Origin of the sequence: Herbaspirillum sp. WKF16 (genome assembly GCF_028993615.1) — a bacterium.
In the GTDB taxonomy this organism is placed as follows: domain Bacteria; phylum Pseudomonadota; class Gammaproteobacteria; order Burkholderiales; family Burkholderiaceae_D; genus Herbaspirillum.
Genome location: NZ_CP118632.1, coordinates 4,968,209 through 4,986,464 on the forward strand (window position 1 = coordinate 4,968,209; position 18,256 = coordinate 4,986,464).

Sequence of the window (18,256 nt, forward strand, 5' to 3'; positions counted from 1 at the left end):
CTTGGAGAGGTAGGAACGGTGGTGGGAGCAGAGGCGAGATTATAAAGTCTTTTGCCGGGAGGGGTCGGGGGCCGGATCGGATTAAGGCGAATATAGCCTGGGGTGATGCTGGTTTGCCTCATCCCCCTCCCCTCGCTCGACGCTATTACCGGTTCGGGACGATAGCCGAAACTGATCAATGAAACATTTTCGCCGTTGTTTCACGTGAAACAGCGATGACCAATGTGCCTCGGTCAATCACGTTCAAAAATAAAAACGGAGCCGAAGCTCCGTTTTCATGACGATGTTAGCGGCGCTGTTTCACGTGAAACAGTACGCGCCACATTCGCTATTTCAGGAAGGCATCGTAGGCGCTCTTCACAATCAAGGCGCCCACCACTACGAGGAAGAGCTTGCGCACGAAAACACTGCCGTGTTTCATGGCCAACCGGGTACCTACAAGGGAGCCGCCAATATTGAACACGGCCATCAACAAGCCGAGCTGCCAGATGACGTGACCGCTGTAACCGAACCAGCACAGGGCCGCCAGGTTGGTGGCAATGTTGACGAACTTGGAGACGGCCGAGGCCGACAGGAAGTCGTAGCTGAATACCCGTACGAACAGGAACACCAGGAAGCTGCCGGTACCGGGACCGAACACGCCGTCATAGAACCCAACCCCGGCGCCGATCAATGCGGCATAGAACATCTCCTTCGCGCCGGTCAGCGTCGGCGCGTGGGTGGTGCCGAAGTCCTTCTTCTTCAGGGTGTACAGCGCCACCGCGATCAACACGAAGGGCAAGGCCTTGCGGATCAGGTCGGTCGGCACGTGCGTGACCACATAGGCGCCGAAGAAGGACAAGGCGAAGGCCGCGATCGCCGCCGGCGTCACCGTGCTCCAGCGCACCGCCACCTTGCGCGCGAAATTGATGGCCGCCGCACTGGTGCCCATCACCCCGGCCACCTTGTTGGTGCCCAGCAGCGTGGCCGGCGCCGTATTGGGGAAGACCGAGAACAGGGTCGGCACCAGCACCAGCCCCCCTCCTCCCACCACGGCATCGATCAAGCCGGCGACAAACGCGCCGGCGCACAGGATCAGGTAATCAAGCATGGCGGACCACCTGAGCGGAAATACGAGATTGCATTACAGGACTTTCGAAAGTGGATGAGCGAAAGGAAGGATGACCTGCGGCCGGCCCCACCGGCTGCGGGAGCGATATTCTACCCCGCCCGGCCCAGGCATATTGGCAACAGATCAATGCGTGCGTCGGCTGTTTCGCAACAGCGCCCGCTGTTATGGCTCGCCAACCGTACGGACAAAAAATTACCGCCGGGAAATCACCTTGCGGTGACTTGCCGGCGGCAAGGACACCATCGCGGACGATGGCGTCGTTCTCTCTCGAACTCAGTGACCCTGGCTGGCCTTCTGCCCCTTGCCCACCAGCGCCAGGATCTCGCCGACGATGCCCTTGCGGAACAGCAGCACGCAGACGATGAAGATGAAACCGGTGACGATGGTGACCGAGTCGCCCAGGGTGTTGAACCACTCGATGTGCGTCACGTTGGCCAACCAATTGCCGATATCGCCCAGCTTGTTCTCCAGCATGATGATGATCACCGCGCCGACGATCGGGCCGACGATGGTGCCCAGGCCGCCGACCAGGGTCATCAGCACCACCAGGCCGGACATGCTCCAGTGCACGTCGGTCAGGGTCTCGAAGCCGAGCACCAGGGTCTTGGTGGAACCGGCCAGGCCCGACAGCGCCGCCGATAGCACAAAGGCCAGCAGCTTGTAGCGCGCCACGTCATAGCCCAGCGAGATGGCGCGCGGCTCGTTCTCCTTGATCGCCTTGAGCACCTGGCCGAAGGGCGAGCTGATGGTGCGCACGATCAGGGCGAAACCGAACACCGCGATGGCCAGCACCACGTAGTACAGGGTCAGGTCGCTGCTGAGGTCGATGAAGCCCAGCAGCTTGCCGCGCGGCACGCCTTGCAGGCCGTCCTCGCCACCGGTGAACGGCGCCTGCAGGGCGACGAAGAACAGCATCTGCGCCAGCGCCAGCGTGATCATGGTGAAGTAGATGCCCTGCCGGCGAATCGCCAGCAAGCCCATCACCAACCCGATCAGCGCCGCCGTCGCGGTGCCGACCACCAGGCCCAGCTCGGTCGGCAAGCCCCACACCTTCAGCGCCTGGCCGCACATGTAGCCGGCCCAGCCGAGGAAAGCGGCATGGCCGAAGGACAGCAGGCCGGTATAGCCGATCAGCAGGTTGAAGGCGCAGGCGAAGAGTGCGAAGCACAGCATCTTCATCAGGAACACCGGATAGATGCCGAACGGAGCAGCCAGCGCAAGTATTAACAGAATGACAACTATAAGTTTCTTGTTCATGCCGGTCTCACTCTCATTTCTCTTTGCCGAACAGGCCGGCCGGACGCACCATCAGGACGATGGCCATGATGATGAACACCACCGTGGCCGACAGCTCCGGGTAGAACACCCGGGTCAGGCCCTCGATCAGGCCCAGCATCAGGCCGGTCAGGATGGAGCCCAGGATGGAGCCCATGCCGCCGATCACCACCACTGCGAACACGGTGATGATCAGGTTCGAACCCATCAGCGGCGACACCTGGATCACCGGCGCCGCCAGCACGCCGGCAAAGGCCGCCAGGGCCACGCCGAAGCCGTAGGTCAGGGTGACCATCAGCGGCACGTTGATGCCGAAGGCCTCGACCATCTTGGGGTTCTCGGTGCCGGCGCGCAGGTAGGCGCCCAGGCGCGTCTTCTCGATTACGAACCAGGTTGCGAAGCAGACCACCAGCGAGGCCACCACCACCCACGCGCGATAGTTGGGCAGCACCATGAAGCCCAGGTTGGTCGCGCCCTGCAGCAGGTCCGGCACCGAATAAGGCTGGCCGGAGACGCCGTAGATGGAGCGGAACACGCCTTCCACCATCAGCGTGATGCCGAAGGTCAGCAGCAGGCCGTACAGGTGGTCCAGCTTGTAGAGCCAGCGCAGCATGGTCTTCTCGATGATGATGCCGAAGACGCCCACGATGAGCGGCGCCAGGGCCAGCATCACCCAGTAGTTGAGCTCGAAATAGCTCAAGCCCATCCAGGCCAGGAAAGCGCCGAGCATGTAAAGCGTGCCGTGCGCGAAGTTGATCACGTTGAGCAAGCCGAAGATCACAGCCAGGCCGAGCGACAGCATGGCGTAGAAGGAGCCGTTGACCAGGCCCAGCAGCAGCTGGCTCAGCAAGGCTTGCAGGGGAATGCCGAATATATCCATAAAAACCCGTTCATCCAGATGGGTGAAGAACGCAACCGACGGAAACCGCCCTCTTCCGGGCCTCGCTTCCTACAGCAAAAATCTGCCATTCCCGCTTGGACGGAAATGGCAGATTTCGCGGATTGCCTTTACTGCCTAGAACCGACTGCTTACTTCCACGCCGCGCACTTGGACTCAGCCTTGGTGGTCCATGCCTGCTCGGCAGGGATGGTTTGCACCAGCTTGTAGTAGTCCCACGGATACTTCGATTCCGATTGCGCCTTGACCTGGTACAGGTACATGTCGTGCATCACGCGGCCGTCGGCGCGCAGGTAACCGCCCTTCTGGTACACGTCGTTGAACTTGGCCTTGCGCAGTGCGGCCATGACCTTGTCCGAATCGTCGGTGCCGATTTCCTTGACCACCTTCAGGTACTGCAGCGCTGCCGAGTAGTCGGCGGCTTGCAGCGAGGACGGCATTTTCTTGCGCACGGCGAAGTAACGCTTGGCCCAGGCGCGGGTTTCTTCATTGGCGTCCCAGTACCAGCTGTCGGTCAGGTACAGGCCTTCCGTGGTCTTCAGGGTCAGCGAGTGCACGTCGTTGATGAACACCAGCAGGCCGGCCAGCTTGGCGGTCTTGGTGATGCCGAACTCGTTGGCTGCCTTCACCGCGTTGATGAAGTCGCCGCCGGCATTGGCCAGGCCGACGATCTGGGCCTTGGAGCTCTGCGCCTGCAGCAGGAAGGACGAGAAGTCCGATGCGCCCAGCGGGTGCTTCACGGAACCGACCACGGTGCCGCCCGAGGCCTTCACCACGGTGGCCGTGTCGGCTTCCAGCGAGTGGCCGAAGGCATAGTCGGCGGTCAGGAAGAACCAGCTCTTGCCGCCCTGCTTGACCACCGCCGAACCGGTGCCCTTGGCCAGCGCCACGGTGTCGTAGGCATAGTGCACGGTGTACGGCGAGCACTCTTCATTGGTCAGGCGGGCCGAGCCGGCGCCGATCTGCATGTAGACGCGCTTCTTCTCGGCCGCAACCTTGGCCGAAGCCAGCGCGGTGCCGGAGTTGGTGCCGCCGATCAGCATGTCCACGCCCTGCTGGTCGAACCATTCGCGCGCCTTGCTGGCGGCGACGTCTGCCTTGTTCTGGTGGTCCGCCACCAGCAGTTCGACCTTCTTGCCGTTGATCGAGCCGCCCATGTCGGCGATCGCCATCTTGATGGCTTCAGCGCCGCCTTGGCCGTCGATGTCCGAGTACACGCCCGAAATATCGGTGATGAAACCGATCTTGATCACGTCACCCGAGATCTGGGCCGAAGCCGGCGCCATCGAGAAAGCCGCAGCCGCAGCTGTGACGGCGAGTGCCATTGCCTTAAGTTTCATTTTCATCTCCTCAGTGTTGAAGCCCGCTAATGGGTGTTGATGCGAGACAGCTTTTTATAGGGCGGAGGAAGGATCGCTCCCCCCGCGAACGTACTTGAACGTACCTGTCGGCCGTACTTCTTCTTATGGTGATGCTGGTGTTCTTGTGGTGTGGATCTGTTGCCCGCGGATTGCCGCGCCGATGACACGCCGGGACGCTTACACGCCCAGCAGTTCGTTCAGCGTCTGCATCTTCGCTTCCAGCTGCGAGGACTCGAAGGACTCGACGATCTGGCCATGCTCCATCACGTAGAAGCGATCGGCCAGGGGCGCGGCGAAGCGGAAGTTCTGCTCGACCATCACGATGGTGTAGCCCTTGGCCTTGAGCGTGGTGATCATGCGCGCCAGGGCTTGCACGATGACCGGCGCCAGGCCTTCGGAGATCTCGTCCAGCAGCAACAGGCGCGCGCCGGTGCGCAGGATGCGCGCCACCGCCAGCATCTGCTGCTCGCCGCCCGACAGGCGGGTGCCCTGGCTGTTGCGGCGCTCCTTGAGGTTGGGGAACATGTCGTAGATCTCATCGACCGACATGCCCTTGTCGGTCTTCGACACGAAGGGCGGCAGCAGCAGGTTTTCCTCGGCCGACAGCGACGAGAAGATGGCGCGTTCTTCCGGGCAGTAGCCCACGCCGTGGTGGGCGATCTTGTGGGTGGCCAGGTTGATGGTTTCCTGGCCGTTGATCTTGATCGAGCCCTTACGGGTGCCGACCAGGCCCATGATCGAACGCAGCGTGGTGGTGCGGCCGGCGCCGTTGCGGCCCAGGAGCGTGACGACTTCGCCCTGGTGCACGTTCAGGTTGACGTTGTGCAGGATGTGCGACTCGCCGTACCAGGATTGCAGGTCGCTGATCTGCAGCGCCAGCGGCGCGGTGGAAGTGGATTGGCTCACGGGGCTGTTCATGGTTGCGGTCGACATCAGTGCGCTCCCTGCAGTTCGGTGGCGGCGGTGCCCATGTAGGCTTCCATCACCTGCGGGTTGCGCGAGACTTCTGCGTAGGAGCCTTCGGCCAGCACCGCGCCGCGCTGCAGCACGCTGATGCGGTCGCAGATGCCGGAGATCACGCTCATGTTGTGCTCCACCATCAGGATGGTGCGGCCGGCCGAGACCTTCTTGATCAGCGCGGTGACGCGGTCCACGTCTTCGTGGCCCATGCCTTGGGTCGGTTCATCCAGCAGCATCAGCTCGGGCTCCATCGCCAGCGTGGTGGCGATCTCCAGCGCGCGCTTGCGGCCGTAGGGCAGGTCCACCGTGGTGGTCCTGGCGAAGCCGGTCAGGTCGACCTCTTCCAGCAGTTCCATGGCGCGCTCGTCGAGCTGCTTCAAGCTCTCGCCGTTCTTCCAGAAATGGAAGGACGTGCCGAGCTTGCGCTGCAGGCCGATGCGCACGTTTTCCAGCACGCTCATGTGCGGGAAGACCGCGGAAATCTGGAAGGAACGGATGATGCCCTGGCGCGCGATCTGCGCGGGAGCGTCCATCGTGATGTCTTTGCCGTTGAACAGGATCTGGCCCGAGGTCGGCACCAGGAACTTGGTCAGCAGGTTGAAACAGGTAGTCTTGCCGGCGCCGTTGGGGCCGATCAATGCATGAATGTGGCCGCGTTCAATTTGCAAATTGACTGCGCTTACCGCCGTGAACCCTTTGAATTCCTTCGTCAGGTTCTTTGTCTCCAGAATGACGTCTGTCATGGTCTCATCTTTCCCTTTTATGCCCGCGCCGGTGATCCGGTCATCAAGGCCTGCCCTACCGCGAATCTCCTGATGCTTGTGACATGAGGGACCGTCGTTTTTATCTGGCGAATCGAGAAGCTCGTTTTAATATTTGGCGCATAGTAGCCGAGTCGTACCATTCCTACAATACGTATATATACCGTATCGGCCGGCGCTCCGGGAATTTGCCCTCAACGCCCGGAAAGCACGTGGGCAGCGACTTTCTCGGCGATCATGATGGTCGGCGAGTTGGTATTACCGGATGTGATGGAAGGCATCACGGAAGCGTCTGCCACCCGCAGCCCGCGCACCCCGCGCACGCGGCATTGCGAGTCGACCACGGCCTGCGCGTCGTCGCCGCGTCCCATGCGGCAAGTGCCCACGGGATGGAAGATCGTGGTGCCCACCTCGCCGGCGGCGCGGTGCAGGTCTTCCTCGGTTTCGTAATGAAGGCCGGGCTTGAACTCTTCCGGTTGGTATTTGGCCAGCGCCGGCGCGGCGGCGATGCGGCGCGTCAGCCGCAACGAGTCGGCCGCCACCTTCAGGTCTTCCTGCGTGGCGAGATAATTGGTGGTGATCCTGGGCGCCAGCGCATGGTCCACGGACGCGAGCCGCACATGGCCGCGCGAGGTCGGCCGCAGGTTGCACACGCTGGCGGTGAAGGCGGGGAAGGCATGCAGCGGATCGCCGAACTTCTCCAGCGACAGCGGCTGCACGTGGTATTCGAGGTTGGCGCTGGCCTGAGTGGGATCGGACTTGGCGAAGGCGCCCAGCTGCGAGGGCGCCATCGACATCGGCCCGCTCTGCCTGAGCACGTACTCCAGGCCGATCATCATCTTGCCCACCAGCGTGGAAGCCATGGCGTTGAGCGTCTTGGCGCCGGAAACCTTGAAGGCGGTGCGGATCTGCAAGTGATCCTGCAGGTTTTCGCCCACGCCGGCCAGCTCATGCACGACCGGGATCTGGTGGCGGCCCAGCAGCTCGGACGAGCCGATGCCGGACATCTGCAGGATATGCGGCGAACCGATGGCGCCGGCCGCCAGGATGGTTTCCCGCTTCGACTCGGCGAACCACTCGCCGCCGCCGCCGGTGAATTCCACGCCGGTGCAGACCGGTCCGTTCTCACCCTGGGAGAATCGCAGCTTCTTTACATGCGATCCGGTCATGATGTCGAGGTTGCCGCTCTTCATCGCCGGCCGCAGGAAGGCCTTGGAGGCATTCCAGCGAATGCCGCGCTTCTGGTTGACGTCGAAGTAACCGCAGCCCTCGTTGTCGCCGCGGTTGAAATCGTCGGTCTTGGGAATGCCGGTCTGCGCCGCCGCTTCGCGGAAGGCGTCCAGGATGTCCCAGCGCAGGCGCTGCTTCTCCACCCGCCATTCGCCGCCGGAGCCGTGGAACTCGTCGCCGCCCAGGTGGTAGTCCTCGCTCTTCTTGAACAGGGGCAATACATTGTCCCAACGCCAGCTGTCGTCGCCGCTGACGCGGGCCCACTCGTCGTAGTCGCGCGCCTGCCCGCGCATGTAGATCATGCCGTTGATCGAGGAGCTGCCGCCCAGCACCTTGCCGCGCGGATAGATCAGGCTGCGGCCGTTCAGTCCGGGATCGGCCTCGGTGCGGAACAGCCAGTCGGTGCGGGGATTGTTGATGCAGTAGAGATAGCCGACCGGGATGTGGATCCAGATGTAGTCGTCCTTGGCGCCCGCCTCCAGCAGCAGCACCTTCACCCCGGGCTGCTTGGAAAGACGGTTGGCCAGCACGCAACCGGCAGTGCCGGCGCCGATGATGATGTAGTCGTATTGCCCTGCCGATTGCATGGTGTCTCCGGATTTTCGTTTTTGATTTTGATCCTCCCGTTCGGACTGAGCAGCCGCACAGCGGCGTATCGAAGACGCAAGGGATGAGCGCCTTCGATACGCGCCCGCGGCGCTGCCCTGTGCGAACGGTGGTCTGTGGAAGTGTTTTCCAGCCGGACTTACTTCGCCACCGGCATCGTAAATTCCGCCCCCTTGCCGATAGTAGCCGACCAGCGCTGCATGATCGACTTGTAGCGCGTGTAGAAGCGGATGCCCTCTTCGCCATAGGCATGCGTATCGCCGAACAGCGAGCGCTTCCAGCCGCCGAAGGAGTGCCAGGCCATCGGCACCGGGATCGGCACGTTGATGCCCACCATGCCCACCTGGATGCGGCGCGAGAACTCATGCGCGGTGTTGCCGTCGGCGGTGAACAGCGAGACGCCGTTGCCGTACTCGTGCGCATTGATCAGCTGCACGGCCGATGCGAAGTCCGGCACGCGCACCACGCACAGCACCGGGCCGAAGATTTCTTCCTGGTAGATCTTCATCTCGGTGGTCACGTGGTCGAACAGCGTGCCGCCGATGAAGAAGCCGTTTTCATGGCCCGGCACCTTCAGTCCGCGGCCGTCGACCAGCAGCTTGGCGTCGGCATCCTCGCCGCTCTGGATGTAGCCCTCGACCTTGGCCTTGTGGGCGGCGGTCACCAGCGGGCCCATCTCGGCGTCGTCTTCCATGCCGTTCTTGACCTTGAGCGCCTTCACGCGCGGGATCAGCGCCTCCACCAGCTTGTCGGCCACGCTGCCGACCGCCACCGCCACCGAGATCGCCATGCAGCGCTCGCCAGCCGAACCGTAGGCGGCGCCGATCAGGGCGTCGACCGCCTGGTCCAGGTTGGCGTCGGGCATCACCACCAGGTGGTTCTTGGCGCCGCCCAGGGCCTGCGCGCGCAGCGGGAAGGTGCCGGCGCGTTCGGTCGCCTTGCGATAGATGTACTCGGCGATCGGCGTCGAGCCGACGAAGGACACCGCCTGCACCTCGGGATGCTCCAGCAGCGCGTCGACCGCCACCTTGTCGCCCTGGACCACATTGAAGACGCCATCCGGCAGGCCGGCGCGCTTGAACAGTTCGGCCAGCATCAGCGAAGGCGAGGGATCGCGCTCGGAAGGCTTCAGCACGAAGCTGTTGCCGGTGGCGATCGCAATGGGCGCCATCCACAGCGGCACCATCACTGGGAAGTTGAACGGCGTGATGCCGGCGGTCACGCCCAGCGGCTGGCGCAGGTTCCAGTTGTCGATGCCGCCGCCGATGTTGTCGGTGAACTGGGTCTTGAGCAATTGCGGAATGCCGGTGGCGAACTCGACGATCTCCAGGCCGCGCGTGACCTCGCCCTTGGCGTCGGAGAACACCTTGCCGTGCTCCAGCGTGATGGCCTTGGCCAGCGCATCGTGGTTCTGCTCGATCAGTTCCTTGAACTTGAACAGCACCCGCGCACGCTTCAACGGCGCAGTCTCGGCCCAGGCCGGCGCAGCGGCGCTGGCGGCCGCCACCGCGGCATTGACCTCCGCCACCGACGCCAGCGACACCTTGGCTGCGGCGGCGCCGGTGGCCGGATTGAACACGTCCTGGCTGCGGCCGCTCTCGGAGCGGGACAGCTTGCCGTTGATGAAATGGTCGATGTGCGGGAGGCTCATATAAGTATTCCTTTGGTGATTGCCGTAAGACCGGGGCGGATCCGTCTCCTGATCCATACGCCCCGGCGTGATGGTTGCCAACGATGCTAAAAAAGACAGACGTTAGGAGAATATCGCGCCGGAGCGGCACGATCCAATGAGTTATTATCAGCAGTAATATAAGCAATATTTATAAGACTGGCTTCCCGGCTATTTCACGCTGATCGCCAAAAAGAACACATTAACCGAAATTGACGATGGATATCGTACAGTTACGCGCATTTATTACAGTCGCCCGTGAAGGCAACCTGACCCGGGCGGCCGAGAAGCTGCACGTCACCCAGCCCGCCGTCAGCCTGCAGATCAAGGCGCTGCAGGAAAGCCTGGGCCTGCAGCTGTTCAATCGCGGCGCCGGCGGCATGGTGCTGACGGTGGCAGGCAACAAGCTGCTGCCGATGGCCGAGCGCATCCTGGCCGAGCTGCAGGAACTGCGGCGCCACGCGGCCGCCCTGCAGGCCAGCGCCGCCCACCTCTCCGGCTCGCTGGCCATCGGCACCATCCTCGATCCCGAATTCATCCGCCTGGGCGCCTTCCTCAAGCTGCTGGTCGAACGCCATCCGCAGCTCTCCACCAAGCTGGCGCACCACATGTCCGGCTCGGTGCTCAACGAGATCCGCGACGGCCGGCTCGATGTCGGCTTTTTCCTGGGCGACCCGGGCAAGGGCTTCCACGCCATGACGCTCACGCCCTTCACCTACAACGTGATCGCCCCGGCCGGCTGGAAGAGCAGGGTCGCCGGCCGCGGCTGGAAGGAGTTGTCGCGCCTGCCCTGGATCTGGACGCCGCCGGAGTCGGCCCACCACCGCCTGCTCTCCAAGGTCTTCGCCCAGCACAAGGTGCAGCCCAACACCGTGGCCCTGGTGGACCAGGAATCTTCCATGCTGGACCTGGTGAAATCCGGCGTCGGCCTGTCGCTGGCGCGTGAATCCATCGCGCTGAGCCAGGCGCACGCCCATGGCCTGGTCATTGCCGACGCGGTCGAGCTCTCCACGGAACTCAGTTTCATTACCCTGGAGAAACGCCAGAACGAAGACGGGTTGAAAGCAGTGTTCCAGGTCTTGCAAGAGGTCTGGAAAAATTGATGCTCCTTGCTTCACGATCAGGCACAGCTGCCTGAACCCTCTGGCAGTTCTGTTTCCAGCTTCCCCATTGCCGAACCCAAAGGACTTGCGTTTCAACACTTGTGTTGGCCAAGTCCTTTTTTCATTCCTTCTGCCTTTGCCGTTTTTGCTGTTTTTTGACTTGTCCCCGCTGTTCCGCTTTTTCTGTTCTTTAAATTAAAGAGGTATATATAAAGATAGTAATGATTGTTAACGCAGCGATTTTCTGTGGATAACCCGGTTAACCCGAATCGAATCAATTATTTACGCCGTTGATAAACGCTTGGTAAGCTTCTGGATTGCTGAAGAACAAATATTGGATAAATTTTCGGCTTGGGATAACTCGATGAGATATACCCAATTCACGCAGCAGATATGCAAAGACTTATCCACAGGCGGGCCTGAAACCGCCGAAAAGACCAAATAAACAGGCATCCCGACCCAAGCCCCTGCATCCATGAGCTCCACGCCGCCGTTTTCCATCCTGGTCGAACCTGCCGGACTCCATTTCGAGCAGCGTCCCGGTTTGTCCCTGCTGCAATCGGCGCTGGCGCAGGGGATCCGTTTGCCCAATTCCTGCCGTAACGGCGCCTGCCGCACCTGCATGTGCAAGTTGGTTTCAGGAAACGTGGATTACCAGATCGAATGGCCGGGATTGACCCGGGAAGAAAAACAGGAAGGCTGGATCCTTCCCTGCGTGGCCGAGGCGCGTTCCGACCTGGTGATCGAGGTGCCTGATGCGGTCGACCTCAAGAAATGAAGCCTGAGCCCTCTGCCTGGCATCCACGGTCAATCGGGAGGGCTTGCCTCCCATGTTTTCCATCCTGACGAACAGGGAACGGAGCCGGCTTTCCAGAGCGCAGCGAAGCGCCGATGTGCGCGTTCCGGGTTTTCTGTCTTTTAGGATAAGTTTGTATATATAAATAGTAGGTAATAGTTAACACAGGCCCTTTTCTGTGGATAACCCGGTTTACCGGAAAAGAATCAGTCAGTTGGGAAAAGGATAAACGCTTGGCAAGGCGTGTATGACCGGCTAACAGTTCGGGGATAAAAAATTCGCCTTGGATAACTTTCAGGCTTGTCCCCAATCCATAACAAAGTTATCCAGACCTTTATCCACAGGCTGAGCTTGGATATGCGGAAAACGTGGGCTCAGGGGCAACTTTGCGAAACACCGCATTTCTGGCGGTTTGCGCCCGGTTTTCTTGCCGTTTTCCCGCCTGCAGGGGTATTTGGGCGGCATTTTCAGGCGATTCCGGCCGCAACAGGATATTTGTGAGTATTTAATTCGATCGAAATGTCGATCGAAAAACGACGAGGCCGGAAGAGTTATCCCCCGGCCTCGCATGGCTGAAACAGTAACTTTCCGTATGCCTATTTTTTAGGCGCGCTCTTTGCGCCGGCATTGTTACCGGCGCTCTTGCCCGGCGGCGGGGCCTGCGGCGCCTTCTTCACTTCTTCCAGCAGGTTGGCGCAATCGGCTTTCTGTTCGCCATCGACATTGATCAGCGGCAGGATCGCCGTGACCGGGGCCAGCAGGCCCAGCGCCACCGCGCCGCCGGCGCGCAAGGCCAGCACGCCGGCATTCACGCCCACGTCCGGATTCTTGAAAGTGCCCTTCACGTACAGCGGCGAACGCAGCGAAATGATGCGCAGGCCCTTGCTCTTGGGATGCACCTTCAGGTCCAGCTGTTCCTGCTTCATGTCCACCGTGCCGTCCACCACGATCAAGGCGTCCTCGGTATCCAGGATCAGGGTCTTGGCCTGCATCACGCCGTTGTTGACCGGCAGGTCGCCGGCCAGGCAATTTAGTTTCACCTCCTTGTCGCCGAACAGCTTGCTGATCACCACATTGCCCACGTTCAGGCCGGCCGCCTCCAGCAGGAACTTGCTGATCGCGCCCTGGCTCACCAGTGTCTTCACCTCACCGTTGGCCGAGCCCAGCATGGCCGCGATGGAGTTCCCCGTGGCCGAGAGCCTGGCGTCGCCGTTGATCTCGCCGAAGCTGGTCTTGGACGAGGCCAGCTCTGGATACAACTGCTGGATCTTGAGGCGCCGCGCCGACATCTTGATGTCGGACTTCATCTGCTTGTCCTGCCCATCGAGGCGGATGGCCGAGCGCAAGTTGCCGCCGGCCACGCCGAAGTTCAGCGGATCCAGCGTCAGCACCTTGTCCTTCAGCAGCAGGTGCGCCTGCAGGTCGCTGATGGGCAGGTCCTTCTGCTTCAGGATGCGCTTGGCCACCAGCTTGACGTCGGCGTCCAGCGCACCCCAGGCCTCGGTGCTGAAGGGCTTGACCGGCAATACCTTGTCTGCCGGCTGGCGCTCCTCGGCGCCGCGGTGGGCCTTCTCTTCATTGGAATCGGCGCCGATCAGCGGCGCCAGGTCGTCGAAGCGCAGCAGGTTCGAGGTAATTGCGCCGTCCAGCCGCGGTCGCGCGCCGGCCGTGTTGTAGAACAGGCTGCCGCCGATGTCGCTGGCGCCGACCTTGCCGGTGAACTCTTCATAGCTCCATTCGCTGTGCTTGGCGTCGATCTTGCCTACCAGGTGGCCTTCTGTTGCGAACGGCGGGGTTTCCGGCAGCAGCACGCCGGTCAGCGGATAAAGGTTGCCCATGCTGGCGCCCGAGACCGACAGCCGCAGGTCCAGCGCCGCCAGCTCGGCCGGCTTGGTCAGCGTGCCGCGCACGCCGATGGCGGTCTTGCCGACCTTGACGTTGGCCTGCAGCGGATAAGGTTGCTGCTGGTCTTGCAGCGACAGCACGCCGCCGGCCTTGCCTTCGCCCGAGACTGGCGCGCCGTTGAAGCTGCCCTTGAGCTTCCAGCCCAGGCCGTAGACCTTCTCCTTGTCCGGATCGAGGGTGTCGACCTCGGCCTTGATGTCGATCTTCTGTGTCGCATCGTTGAGCGCCAGCGTGCCGCTGCGCAGGATCAGCCGGCCCAGCTTCAGGTTCCAGGGCGAAGGCCCGTCGTCGCTGCTCTTGAAGGTCCAGTTGTTGACGCTGTCCTTGTTGCGCAGGAGCGAGACGTCGGGGTTCCTGATTTCCAGCGTCGGCACCGAGATGTCATGCACCAGCAGCGGCACCGGGTTGAGCGTGAAGGTGATCTGCTTGACGGTGGCCATCTTGCCGGACTGGCTGAAGGCCTCGGGGTTGGCCAGCGTGATGTCCTCGGCCTGCAGGCGCGGCCAAGGGACCCAGCGCGACCAGCCGGTCATCGGCGGCGTGGTGGGCTCGGCGCGCTGCCAGTTCAGCGACAGGTCGCCGTTGATGGCGAACTCGCGCCCGATCGACTCCGAGACGCGGTGATTGATCCAGGGCTTGGCCCGGTTCCAGTCGAAGGTAAGGATGAAGATGACCGCCGCGGCGATCACGAGGACAAGGCTGGCAAGCAGCCACAGGAATATTTTTAATGGGCGCGGCATAGGCTCGGTCTTCCCGTAAGGGGTGATCAACATGCGCCGATGCCGCGGCCGCCGAAGACTTCCGGGGCAGGCCCATCCGCCCGCCCCAGTCTCCGCAGGGCGGTGGAAGATCGACGGATGTTATGCCTGCGTGCGCCGCATCAGCGCTTCATGTTGATACGACCGAATTCATCGTGAGTTGTTGCAGAAAGGTGGGCGCGCAGCCATTTATGCGCCGGATTGCGGGCGTCGCGCTCGTGCCAGAGCATGTCCACGTGCTCTTCCGGGGTCTGGAAAGGCAATTCCTTGACTACCAGCACATCGGCCATGCCGGTCGCCGCCACCAGGTGGCGCGGCAGTACGGTCAGCAGTTCCGAACTGGCGACGATGCGCCCGGCCGTGAAGAACTGGTTCACCGTCAGCAGGATCTTGCGCTCGCGGTTCATGCCCGCCAGCACGTCGTCGATCACCGCGTGCGGCTTGCCCGACAGGCTCACCAGCAAGTGGTCGGCGGCGCAGTAGGTGTCCAGCGTCAGCGGTTGTCCGGCCAGCGGGTGGTTCTTGTTCATCACGCACACGTACTGGCCGGTATAGAGCCGCGCGTGGCTGATCTGGGTCTTGGCCATGCCCTGGCCGTCGGCCAGCTGCGCCGTCACGCCGGGGAAGAAGCCCACCGCCAGGTCGATGTCGCCGCGCAGCAGCATGGCGCGCGGGTCGCGCGTGGTCAGCGGCATCATGCGGATCTTGATGCGGGGCGCGTCGCGCATGATGGTGCGCACCAGCGAGGGCAGCCACAGGGCGGCGGTGGCGTCGACCATGGCCATGCGGAAGGTGTTCTGGGCGCGCGAGATGTCGAAGCTCTCCGGCGCGATCACCGCTTCCAGCTCGGACAGCGCGCGGCGCACGGTCGGCCACAGCTCCTCGGCGCGCGGGGTCGGCTTGACGCCGTGGGCGGTACGGATCACCAGGTCGTCGTTGAGCGTGTCGCGCAGGCGGCGTAGCGCATTGGAGACAGCCGGCTGGGTCATCGCCAGCAAATTGGCGGCGCGGGTCAGGTTTTGCTCGGTCATGACCGCGTCGAATACGCGCAGCAGGTTCAGGTCCAGGGTCAGGAAGCTCATAGGGAGGGCCTTTGCGGCTGAAAATGAATCGCGAACAGAGTTCGTCGATAGCTATTCACGAATTATATAACTGATATCCGAAAAGGAAATTGGTCAAACAAATGTGAGTTCACTACACTGCAATGCAACATAACACACAACGTCAAGGATCGAATCATGGCAACCATCGCACAAAGCACCAACAGCACTTTCAAGAGCAAGTTCGCCGCCGTCATGCGCAACATCTTCATCCACTTCGTGAAGGCCCATGAGCTGCAAGCAGTCGCTCTGGTCGCCGCCGAACAGGATCGCGCTTCCGGCTCGCGCCAACTGAACCGCATGGCCGACAAGTTCGAAGCCACCCAGCCGAACTTGGCCGCCGAACTGCGCTTCATCGCTTCCCGCGGCTGATTCTCCGCACCGACCGGCCGGCGACTTGAGGCGCCGGCAAGTTGGCAAGCTGTACAGGATTCAAGTTTTTACCGGTTGCGCGCCATTCGCTGCGCAACTATGCGGAAGGCCCAACTGGCCGCCCGCTGGTAGTAAAGGATTTCGGTTGTTCCGGCGCGTACGGCGCTTGTGTTGACGCTGATTCGATCAACGCGTCTGGACACCGATCCGTTGTCTCCTCCTCCCTCTTTAGGAAGGATTAACCCCGCAGGCCTCGGCCTGTGGGGTTTTTTTATGCGCCTGCGCGTTGGCCTGGGATTGGCCCCGCAGCCGGTCGCGCCACCAGCATTGTGAGTGATATTCACCACCGCGCGGGAAATCGCCAAGGCGACGTTGTTTTTTGTCGTCGCCGACCGACACGCTGTTTGCCCGCCGCCAAAACTGATACGGGCGGCACGCCTCAATCCCGCTGCCACACTGCCTTTGCGGGCCGCAGCCGGCCGGGCGGCGCAATTCTCATGATCTCATTCACAAACGCTATATCTGATATGAGAACTCTAAAGTAGTCATACAAACGACAAAACCGCATACTGCGATGCAACAACAGTGAGATTGAACGTCGCGCAAGAGATCGCGGCAGACTTATCAAAGGTAGAAATATCATGTCCTTCCTGAACCTGGCCTTCCCCGCAGAAACCGCGATTCCCTTCGCGCAAACGCTGGTCGGCTTGCTGGCCGCCTACCTGCGCCCGGCCCTGGGTCTGGGAGTGCTGGTGACCTTCCTGATGGTGTTCAAGCCGCTGATCATGGGTCTGGCGCAAGCCGCCATGCTGCTGGTCAAGCCCCGCAAGTCGCTGGAACAGCGCATCCTGGCGCACAAGTTCAGCGGCAAGCGCATGTTGAACCGCATGGCCAACGAATACAGCATGACCCAACCGAGTTTCGCCGCCGAACTGCGCAACATGGCCGCGCGCGATTAAGCGCCCCACCGCCGTTCGAGGCCCCGCCGGCTTCTAGTCGTAGTCTTGAGTTTAGTAGTACGTACTGTGTCTCCTCCTCCCTCTTTAGGAAGGATTAGCCCCGCCAGCGCAAGCTCGCGGGGCTTTTTTTGTCCGCGCGCGGGATCCGGCGTTTGCGCCGACGGCAATCGTGATAACGTTGGCGCCTCCGCAACACCTATTCACGCGTAAGACCACCATGTGCCAGCTCCTTGGGATGAACTGCAACACCCCGACCGATATCGTCTTCAGCTTTACCGGTTTCGCCACCCGCGGAGGACTCACCGACCACCACAGCGACGGCTGGGGCATCGCCTTCTTCGAAGGCTCGGGCGTGCGCACCTTCGTCGACCACCAGGCCGCCGTCGAGTCGCCGGTGGCCGAGCTGATCAAGCGCTACCCGATCAAGTCGCAGCACGTCATCGCCCACATCCGCAAGGCCACCCAGGGCCGCGTCACGCTGGCCAACTGCCACCCCTTCGTGCGCGAGCTGTGGGGCCGCTACTGGGTGTTCGCCCACAACGGCGACCTCAAGAACTTCACCCCGCAGCTCGACGGCCCGTTCCGTCCGGTCGGCACCACCGACAGCGAGCTGGCCTTCTGCTACATCCTGCAGGAGATCCGCAAGCGCTTCGGCGACGCGCTGCCGCTCCTGGCCGACCTGCGCGCCGCGCTGCGAGAGATCGCCGACTACATCGCCGGCCACGGCACCTTCAACATGCTGCTCTCGGACGGCTCGGCGCTCTACACCCACTGCTCCACCAACCTCTACTACATCGTCCGCCAGCACCCCTTCGCCACCGCCAAGCTCTCCGACGACGACCTCTCGGTCGACTTCGCCGAAGTCACCACCGTCAACGACCGCGTGGCCGTCATCGTCACCCAGCCGCTGACCGAGAACGAAGTGTGGACGCAATACCAGCCCGGCGAGCTCAAGGTCTTCGTCGACGGCAGCGTGGTGGACTGAGGCGCGTCGCACGATTGTCGCGCGCGTGCGTTCAAAGGCCGGGATTTTCGGCCTTTGTCAGTAAACGGACAGCTAAAAGGGACAAAGCCGCCAGGTCTCCCCAAAGGCGGCAAGACAGTTACAAAAAACACTGTCCCCATAAAAATACTTGCTCCGGGAGCAAGCAAAACACTCTGTCCCCCTGCGACGTGCGCCCCGCCGTCGCTTGTCAAAAAGCTAATGCCCCGATCCGGCGTTTACCGCCTGTGGATATTATTTTTTACTCTGGCAAATTGACTCGCCGCCTGTGGATAACTTGGCTGCGCCAAGGTAAAATGCGTCCCTCATTTGTGCCGCGGTTCGACGGCCGGGCCGCCGGCTCCGGATCCGCTCCAATGGCGCCGCGCCCCATTCAATAAGAAAGCTTC

Annotated in this window: 15 protein-coding genes; 5 read left to right on the top strand and 10 right to left on the bottom strand. The window is 62.0% G+C overall.

The window, feature by feature from the left end; translation table 11 throughout:
- Nucleotides 1-328 precede the first annotated feature (328 nt).
- The 8 genes from Herbaro_RS22390 to Herbaro_RS22425 all read right to left on the bottom strand — a co-directional run bounded on the left by Herbaro_RS22390 (nucleotide 329) and on the right by Herbaro_RS22425 (nucleotide 9,853).
- Complete coding sequence (locus Herbaro_RS22390) at nucleotides 329-1,090, bottom strand: sulfite exporter TauE/SafE family protein (RefSeq protein WP_275011804.1); 762 nt, start codon at nucleotides 1,088-1,090, stop codon at nucleotides 329-331.
- Nucleotides 1,091-1,384: 294 nt separating this feature from the next.
- Nucleotides 1,385-2,368: a branched-chain amino acid ABC transporter permease gene (locus tag Herbaro_RS22395; protein WP_275011805.1), complete on the bottom strand. Its 984-nt coding sequence runs from the start codon at nucleotides 2,366-2,368 to the stop codon at nucleotides 1,385-1,387.
- Between the two features lie 13 nt (nucleotides 2,369-2,381).
- Complete coding sequence (locus Herbaro_RS22400; RefSeq protein ID WP_275011806.1) at nucleotides 2,382-3,266, bottom strand: branched-chain amino acid ABC transporter permease; 885 nt, start codon at nucleotides 3,264-3,266, stop codon at nucleotides 2,382-2,384.
- Between the two features lie 149 nt (nucleotides 3,267-3,415).
- A complete protein-coding gene (locus Herbaro_RS22405; RefSeq protein WP_275011807.1) occupies nucleotides 3,416-4,624 on the bottom strand; it encodes an ABC transporter substrate-binding protein in 1,209 nt (402 codons plus the stop codon).
- 198 nt (nucleotides 4,625-4,822) lie between these two features.
- Nucleotides 4,823-5,578, bottom strand: a complete 756-nt coding sequence (locus Herbaro_RS22410) for an ABC transporter ATP-binding protein (RefSeq protein WP_275011808.1) — start codon at nucleotides 5,576-5,578, stop codon at nucleotides 4,823-4,825.
- A complete protein-coding gene (locus Herbaro_RS22415; RefSeq protein WP_275011809.1) occupies nucleotides 5,578-6,348 on the bottom strand; it encodes an ABC transporter ATP-binding protein in 771 nt (256 codons plus the stop codon). The genes Herbaro_RS22410 and Herbaro_RS22415 overlap by 1 nt, the downstream gene beginning before the upstream one ends.
- 212 nt (nucleotides 6,349-6,560) lie before the next feature.
- Complete coding sequence (locus tag Herbaro_RS22420) at nucleotides 6,561-8,183, bottom strand: GMC family oxidoreductase (protein ID WP_275011810.1); 1,623 nt, start codon at nucleotides 8,181-8,183, stop codon at nucleotides 6,561-6,563.
- A gap of 158 nt (nucleotides 8,184-8,341) precedes the next feature.
- The gene (locus tag Herbaro_RS22425) at nucleotides 8,342-9,853 is read right to left on the bottom strand and encodes a CoA-acylating methylmalonate-semialdehyde dehydrogenase (RefSeq protein WP_275011811.1); all 1,512 of its coding nucleotides are present in this window, start codon (nucleotides 9,851-9,853) and stop codon (nucleotides 8,342-8,344) included.
- Nucleotides 9,854-10,089: 236 nt separating this feature from the next.
- Here Herbaro_RS22425 and Herbaro_RS22430 point away from each other — a divergent pair, with 236 nt between their 5' ends.
- Nucleotides 10,090-10,974: a LysR family transcriptional regulator gene (locus tag Herbaro_RS22430; protein WP_275011812.1), complete on the top strand. Its 885-nt coding sequence runs from the start codon at nucleotides 10,090-10,092 to the stop codon at nucleotides 10,972-10,974.
- A 475-nt stretch (nucleotides 10,975-11,449) separates the two neighbouring features.
- Nucleotides 11,450-11,752, top strand: a complete 303-nt coding sequence (locus Herbaro_RS22435; RefSeq protein ID WP_275011813.1) for a 2Fe-2S iron-sulfur cluster-binding protein — start codon at nucleotides 11,450-11,452, stop codon at nucleotides 11,750-11,752.
- 614 nt (nucleotides 11,753-12,366) lie between these two features.
- Here Herbaro_RS22435 and Herbaro_RS22440 read toward each other — a convergent pair.
- Nucleotides 12,367-14,415, bottom strand: coding sequence for an AsmA family protein (locus Herbaro_RS22440; RefSeq protein WP_275011814.1), 2,049 nt, complete (start codon nucleotides 14,413-14,415; stop codon nucleotides 12,367-12,369).
- Nucleotides 14,416-14,555: 140 nt separating this feature from the next.
- Nucleotides 14,556-15,515, bottom strand: coding sequence for a LysR family transcriptional regulator (locus Herbaro_RS22445; RefSeq protein ID WP_079217408.1), 960 nt, complete (start codon nucleotides 15,513-15,515; stop codon nucleotides 14,556-14,558).
- Between the two features lie 156 nt (nucleotides 15,516-15,671).
- Between Herbaro_RS22445 and Herbaro_RS22450 the strand changes: the two genes are divergently transcribed.
- The 3 genes from Herbaro_RS22450 to Herbaro_RS22460 all read left to right on the top strand — a co-directional run bounded on the left by Herbaro_RS22450 (nucleotide 15,672) and on the right by Herbaro_RS22460 (nucleotide 17,849).
- Complete coding sequence (locus Herbaro_RS22450) at nucleotides 15,672-15,905, top strand: hypothetical protein (RefSeq protein ID WP_275011815.1); 234 nt, start codon at nucleotides 15,672-15,674, stop codon at nucleotides 15,903-15,905.
- Between the two features lie 641 nt (nucleotides 15,906-16,546).
- A complete protein-coding gene (locus tag Herbaro_RS22455; protein ID WP_275011816.1) occupies nucleotides 16,547-16,864 on the top strand; it encodes a hypothetical protein in 318 nt (105 codons plus the stop codon).
- A 217-nt stretch (nucleotides 16,865-17,081) separates the two neighbouring features.
- Nucleotides 17,082-17,849 carry a class II glutamine amidotransferase gene (locus Herbaro_RS22460; RefSeq protein ID WP_275011817.1) on the top strand — a complete coding sequence of 256 codons (768 nt, stop codon included), beginning with the start codon at nucleotides 17,082-17,084 and terminating at the stop codon, nucleotides 17,847-17,849.
- The last annotated feature ends 407 nt before the right edge of the window (nucleotides 17,850-18,256 follow it).

Coding starts and splice junctions, on each gene's coding strand:
- Herbaro_RS22390 (WP_275011804.1), bottom strand. CDS start 1,090: ATGCTTGATTACCTGATCCTGTGCGCCGGCGCGTTTGTCGCCGGCTTG.
- Herbaro_RS22395 (WP_275011805.1), bottom strand. CDS start 2,368: ATGAACAAGAAACTTATAGTTGTCATTCTGTTAATACTTGCGCTGGCT.
- Herbaro_RS22400 (WP_275011806.1), bottom strand. CDS start 3,266: ATGGATATATTCGGCATTCCCCTGCAAGCCTTGCTGAGCCAGCTGCTG.
- Herbaro_RS22405 (WP_275011807.1), bottom strand. CDS start 4,624: ATGAAACTTAAGGCAATGGCACTCGCCGTCACAGCTGCGGCTGCGGCT.
- Herbaro_RS22410 (WP_275011808.1), bottom strand. CDS start 5,578: ATGTCGACCGCAACCATGAACAGCCCCGTGAGCCAATCCACTTCCACC.
- Herbaro_RS22415 (WP_275011809.1), bottom strand. CDS start 6,348: ATGACAGACGTCATTCTGGAGACAAAGAACCTGACGAAGGAATTCAAA.
- Herbaro_RS22420 (WP_275011810.1), bottom strand. CDS start 8,183: ATGCAATCGGCAGGGCAATACGACTACATCATCATCGGCGCCGGCACT.
- Herbaro_RS22425 (WP_275011811.1), bottom strand. CDS start 9,853: ATGAGCCTCCCGCACATCGACCATTTCATCAACGGCAAGCTGTCCCGC.
- Herbaro_RS22430 (WP_275011812.1), top strand. CDS start 10,090: ATGGATATCGTACAGTTACGCGCATTTATTACAGTCGCCCGTGAAGGC.
- Herbaro_RS22435 (WP_275011813.1), top strand. CDS start 11,450: ATGAGCTCCACGCCGCCGTTTTCCATCCTGGTCGAACCTGCCGGACTC.
- Herbaro_RS22440 (WP_275011814.1), bottom strand. CDS start 14,415: ATGCCGCGCCCATTAAAAATATTCCTGTGGCTGCTTGCCAGCCTTGTC.
- Herbaro_RS22445 (WP_079217408.1), bottom strand. CDS start 15,515: ATGAGCTTCCTGACCCTGGACCTGAACCTGCTGCGCGTATTCGACGCG.
- Herbaro_RS22450 (WP_275011815.1), top strand. CDS start 15,672: ATGGCAACCATCGCACAAAGCACCAACAGCACTTTCAAGAGCAAGTTC.
- Herbaro_RS22455 (WP_275011816.1), top strand. CDS start 16,547: ATGTCCTTCCTGAACCTGGCCTTCCCCGCAGAAACCGCGATTCCCTTC.
- Herbaro_RS22460 (WP_275011817.1), top strand. CDS start 17,082: ATGTGCCAGCTCCTTGGGATGAACTGCAACACCCCGACCGATATCGTC.